6 protein-coding genes are annotated in these 5599 nt (G+C 64.7%); 5 read left to right on the plus strand and 1 reads right to left on the minus strand.

Going from position 1 to position 5599, the window contains the following annotated elements; genetic code table 11:
- The 5 genes from thrS to ACLHHB_RS10600 form a co-directional block, all read left to right on the plus strand.
- Positions 1-1223 (plus strand): threonine--tRNA ligase (gene thrS / locus ACLHHB_RS10580; protein ID WP_410218250.1); only part of this gene is annotated, 1223 nt, incomplete at its 5' end.
- Between the two features lie 205 nt (positions 1224-1428).
- Positions 1429-1635 (plus strand): cold-shock protein, encoded by a 207-nt coding sequence (locus ACLHHB_RS10585; RefSeq protein ID WP_410218251.1) that lies wholly within the window; start codon positions 1429-1431, stop codon positions 1633-1635.
- An 84-nt stretch (positions 1636-1719) separates the two neighbouring features.
- The gene (locus ACLHHB_RS10590) at positions 1720-3186 is read left to right on the plus strand and encodes a class I adenylate-forming enzyme family protein (RefSeq protein WP_410218252.1); all 1467 of its coding nucleotides are present in this window, start codon (positions 1720-1722) and stop codon (positions 3184-3186) included.
- Positions 3183-3806 carry a DsbA family oxidoreductase gene (locus ACLHHB_RS10595; protein WP_410218253.1) on the plus strand — a complete coding sequence of 208 codons (624 nt, stop codon included), beginning with the start codon at positions 3183-3185 and terminating at the stop codon, positions 3804-3806. The genes ACLHHB_RS10590 and ACLHHB_RS10595 overlap by 4 nt, the downstream gene beginning before the upstream one ends.
- A gap of 62 nt (positions 3807-3868) precedes the next feature.
- Positions 3869-5089: a multidrug effflux MFS transporter gene (locus ACLHHB_RS10600; RefSeq protein WP_410218254.1), complete on the plus strand. Its 1221-nt coding sequence runs from the start codon at positions 3869-3871 to the stop codon at positions 5087-5089.
- A 76-nt stretch (positions 5090-5165) separates the two neighbouring features.
- Here ACLHHB_RS10600 and ACLHHB_RS10605 read toward each other — a convergent pair.
- Positions 5166-5599 (minus strand): ATP-binding cassette domain-containing protein (locus ACLHHB_RS10605; RefSeq protein ID WP_410218255.1); only part of this gene is annotated, 434 nt, incomplete at its 5' end.

Genomic DNA, 5599 nt, shown 5'->3' on the forward strand with positions numbered 1-5599 from the left:
AGGCCGCCAAGCGCGACCACCGCAAGCTGGGCCGCGAGATGGACCTGTTCCACATGCAGGAAGAGGCACCCGGTCAGATCTTCTGGCACCCGAACGGCTGGAACATCTATACCACGCTGCAGGACTACATGCGCCGCAAGCAGCGCGCAGACGGCTATGTCGAGGTGAACACGCCCCAGGTCGTCAGCCGCAAGCTGTGGGAGGCTTCGGGCCACTGGGAAAACTATCAGGAAAACATGTTCATCGTCGAAGTCGATGAGGAGCACGCCAAGACCAAGACGATCAACGCGCTGAAGCCGATGAACTGCCCCTGCCATGTGCAGGTGTTCAACCATGGCCTGAAATCCTATCGCGACCTGCCGCTGCGCATGGCCGAGTTCGGGTCCTGCAACCGCTACGAGCCTTCGGGGGCGCTGCACGGCATCATGCGGGTGCGCGGTTTCACGCAGGACGATGCGCATATCTTCTGCACCGAGGACCAGATCGAGGCGGAAACCAAGAAGTTCATCGACTTCCTGGCGGGTATCTATGCCGACCTGGGCTTCGACGGCTGGCGCATCAAGCTGTCCACGCGTCCGGAAAAACGCATCGGTTCGGACGAAAGCTGGGACCGGGTAGAGGCTGCCCTTGGCAATGCCTGCAAGGCGGCAGGCCATGATTTCACGATCTTCCCGGGCGAAGGTGCTTTCTATGGGCCCAAGCTGGAATTCGTGCTGACCGACGCCATCGGCCGCGACTGGCAATGCGGCACGCTGCAGGTCGACCCCAACCTGCCCGAGCGTCTGGACGCCGAATATGTCGGCGCCGACGGGCACAAGCACCGGCCGATCATGCTGCACCGCGCCGTGCTGGGCAGCTTCGAGCGCTTCATCGGCATCCTGATCGAGAACAGCGCCGGCAAGCTGCCTTTCTGGCTGGCCCCCCGCCAGGTCGTCGTGGCCTCGATCGTTTCCGATGCCGACGCCTATGTGGCTGAAGTCGTGGAGGCCCTGCGCAAGGTGGGCATCAGGGCCGAGGCAGACACGCGCAACGAGAAGATCAACTACAAGGTCCGGGAACATTCCGTGGCCAAGGTTCCCGCGATCCTTGCCATCGGGATGAAAGAGGTCGAAGATCGGACTGTCTCCCTGCGCCGTCTGGACAGTCAGGGCAGCCGCACGCTGCCCTTGTCCGAGGTGGTTGACCTGCTGAAAGCCGAAGCCACACCCCCGGACTTGCGCTGAAACGTGCCGGTGTCATCTGATCGTCGCGCGAAGGCCGCAGCCTTCGCGCAGTTCCTGCTTGCGTTTTAGAACGATTCGGTCATCCTCTCACTTGCGTGAGCAAGGACTTTCTACCGCTCCCTTTGACGGGCAGCCGGAAGACCGAAAGCGGGCTGCACGGCCTGGCGCAATCCTGCGCCGGGATGACTTGAAGGAGAGAACGGTTATGGCGACCGGAACGGTTAAATGGTTCAACGCTACCAAAGGTTTTGGCTTCATCGCACCTGATGATGGCGGCAAGGACGTGTTCGTGCATATTTCGGCCGTGGAACGTGCCGGATTGACGGGCCTGCAGGACAACCAGAAAATTGCGTTCGAGCTGCAGTCGGGCCGTGATGGCCGCGCTTCGGCCAGCGATCTCAAACTGCTCTGATCCACGCCCGCGCGTGATCCCACGGCCCGTTTGCACGGGCCGTTTTTCTTTGGCACAACGCCTTGTCCGCGAATGGTGCCTTTCATGAACCTTGCCCAGCATGTCCTGTCTGCCGGCCTGTCCTGTCCCGACAAGCTGGCCCTTTCAGTCATCGGCCCCGCCCGTGCCGAGCACTGGTCCTATGCCCGGCTGACGCAGGCCGTTCTTGGCACGGCCACCGGCCTTCTGCAGGCCGGCCTGCGCCCCGGCGACCGGGTTCTGATGCGGCTTGGCAACCGTCCCGCCTTTCCCGTGGCCTATCTGGGCGCCATCGCGGCAGGAATCGTGCCGGTGCCGACCTCGGCCCAGCTGACAGCGCCCGAAGCGACCAGGATTGCGGCCCGGCTGGCGCCCTCGGCGATCATTGCGGAAAAAGGTGTGGCCCTGCCGGATCACCCCGCTCCTGTCATCAGCGAAGCGCTGCTGGCCAGTTTCGCCACGCTGCCCCCCGCAGACTTTGCGCAGGGTGATCCCGAGCGGCTGGCCTATATTGTCTTCACATCGGGCAGTTCAGGCCAGCCAAGGGCGGTCATGCACGCCCATCGCGCGATCCTGGCGCGGCGGATGATGATGGAAGGGTGGTACGGGCTGCGACCGGACGACCGTCTGCTGCACGCGGGCGCGTTCAACTGGACCTTTACCCTGGGCACGGGACTGATGGACCCATGGACGATGGGAGCCACCGCCTTGGTTCCATCCGAAGGAACAGCAATCGAGTTGCTTCCCCTGCTGGCTGCCCGCCATGGCGCCACGATCCTTGCGGGGGCGCCCGGGGTCTTTCGGCGACTGCTGCGGGCCGATTGGCAGTCCATCCCCGACCTGCGTCACGGCCTTGCCGCAGGAGAACGCCTGGACCCGGCCCTTCGTGCCGCGTGGATGGCGCGCACCGGCACCGATCTGCATGAAGCGATGGGAGCTTCGGAAGTATCGACCTTTCTGTCCGGCAGCCCGGGGCGACCGGCGCCTGCCGGCACCGCAGGCTTTCCGCAGCCCGGCCGCCATGTGGCCATCCTGGACGAGGATGGCCACCCCCTGCCTCCGGGCCAGCCCGGCGCGCTGGCCGTGCGGCGCGACGATCTGGGGCTTTTCCTGGGCTATCTGGATGAGCCCGGCGCAACGGCGGACTGCTGTCGCGGCGAATGGTTCCTGACGGGCGATCAGGCGCGGGCGGATGCCGGGGGCGCCTTTACCCTTTTGGGCCGTGCCGATGACATCATCAACGCTGGCGGCTTTCGCGTCGCCCCGCCCGAGATCGAGGAACTGCTGGCCAGCCACCCCGAGGCGGGCGATGTCGCCGTGGCCGAATTGCCCGTGGGTCACGGCTCCAGCATCATCGCGGCCTTCTGGACCGGCCCCGCTTCGGCCGATACCTTGCAGGCATTTGCCGAAGCCGGACTGGCCCGCTACAAGCAGCCACGCGCCTGGATCCGGGTGGATGCACTGCCGCGCACGCCGACCGGCAAGATCAACCGCCGCGCCCTGCGCGAGGCGCATCGCAAGGACCTGACATGACCCGCTTGGATATCTTCGCCGATCCCGTCTGCCCTTGGTGCCTGATCGGCAAGGTGGAACTGGACCGCGCGCTGGAAAGCCGCCCGGACCATACCTTCGTGATCACGTGGCACCCGTTCCGCCTGAACCCCCAGATGCCGCCTGAAGGAATGGACCGGGTCGCCTATCTCCGCGCCAAGTTGGGTGACAGGGCCGAGGCCGCCGGACGCGCCCTGGCCGAACGCGCCGCCGCTCTGGGCCTGACCCTGAACCCTTCGCCCAAGGAGCCTGACACGACCGATACGCATCGCCTGATGCACTGGGCCGGACTCGAGGGCGCGCAGACCCGCGTGATGTCAGGCCTGTTGCGCGCCCATTGGCAGGACGCGCAGGATATCGGTAACGCGGCCACACTGACCGCGGTCGCGCAGCGGGCGGGTATGGACGCGGCACTGACCGCACGTCTTCTGGCCAGCGACGCCGACCGCGACGAGGTCGCCAGCCGGGAACAGCATGCCCGCCAGCGCGGCATCACGTCGGTCCCGACCTTTGTCGTGGCCGATGCCCACGCGGTCAGTGGTGCGCAGCCGGCAAGCCTGTGGCAGCAGGTCATCGACGAGATCATGGCAGCATCCCGCTAGCATATCTTGCACAGTCTGCAAGTTTTCGTTATGGAGCGGGTCTGAACCGACAGGTGACCCCCATGACCGACATCGCTTATTCCCAGCCGGCGCAGCAGCGTCGCCTGCCGTTGCCCGAATTCATCGCCATGCTGGCGTTCCTGTTCGCAACGATTGCCTTTTCAATCGACGCGATGCTCCCCGCTCTGCCGGACATCGCCGCCGATCTGACGCCCGAGAACGTGAACCGTGCGCAACTGATCCTGACCAGCTTTGTCGCCGGGATGGGGTTGGGGACGCTGTTTGCGGGCCCGCTATCGGACGCATTGGGGCGCAAGCGCACCATCACCATCGGCTTCGGCATCTATATCCTCGCGACCATCGCGGCCCTTTACGCCCATTCGCTGGAATTCCTGCTGGTCGCCCGCTTTGTTCAGGGATTGGGCGCGGCCGGCCCCCGGATCGTCGGGCTGGCGCTGGTCCGTGACCTTTATGAAGGGCGCGAGATGGCGCGCATCACCAGCTTTGTCATGATGATCTTCATCATGGTTCCGGCCGTCGCGCCGACCCTGGGTGCGGGCATCATCGCCATTTCGAGCTGGCACGGGGTGTTTCTGGCCTTTATCGCCTTTGCCCTCATCGGAGGCTTGTGGCTGAACATCCGCCAGTTCGAGACGCTCCTCCCTGAAAATCGCCGCCCGTTGCGGGTCACCACGCTGCTGGCGGCCGCGCGGGAGGTTTTGGCGGATCGTCAGGTGATGCTGGCGACGGTCATCCTGACGCTGGGTTTCGGCCAGATGTTCGGCCTCCTGTCCTCGGCGCAGCAGCTTTTCGGCGAGACCTATGGCAAGGGCGAGAACTTCCACCTGTGGTTTGCCGCCATGGCATTGCTGTCCGGGTCGGGCACGGTTCTGAATGCGGCCTTCGTGATCCGCTTCGGGATGCGTCGCATCGCGAAATGGGCCTATGTGATGCAGACGATCGTGTCGGCGGTGATCCTGACGCTGCTGCTGACAGGTGTCCTGCCGCAAGGACTGGAATTCTGGGCCTTCTTCTTCTGGGCGACCAGCGTCTTCTTCATGGCGGGGGTCACCTTCGGCAACCTGAACGCTCTGGCCCTGCAGCACATGGGTCATATCGCGGGAATGGCTGCCTCGATCATTGCCGCCATCTCGACGCTCGCCGCGGTGCTGATCGCGGCACCGGTGGGGCAGCTTTACAACGGGACGGCCATTCCGGCGATAACGGCGACGTTGATCTGTTCCGCCCTGGCCTGGGCGCTGATGCGCGGGCTGAAGGAGTGAATGTAGAAAAGGGGCGCGACCTCCGTTGCGCCCCTTTTCATGATCTTTAAGGGTTGTCCCGTTGTTGCAGGGCAGCTTACGCGGCCAGTCCCTGCGGCACCCGTGCCCCCGTCATGTAGGCAACAGCATCCGACATCGAATGCTCCTTGGGATCGATGACGCACAGGCGCTTGCCCAGGCGGTGGATGTGAATGCGGTCTGCCACCTCGAACACATGCGGCATGTTGTGGCTGATCAGCACGATCGGAATGCCCCGTGATCGCACGTCCAGAATCAGGTCCAGCACGCGACGGCTTTCCTTGACGCCCAGCGCGGCCGTGGGCTCATCCAGGATGATGACGCGGCTGCCGAAGGCGGCGGCGCGGGCGACGGCCACCCCCTGCCGCTGACCGCCCGACAGCGTTTCGACGGGCTGGCTGATGTTCTGGATGGTCATCAGGCCCAGTTCGGACAGTTTCTGCCGGGCAAAGGCATCCATGGCCGGCTTGTCCAGCATCCTGAACCATTTCC

The sequence above is a fragment of the Paracoccus sp. (in: a-proteobacteria) genome (assembly GCF_046462195.1).
GTDB lineage: Bacteria > Pseudomonadota > Alphaproteobacteria > Rhodobacterales > Rhodobacteraceae > Paracoccus.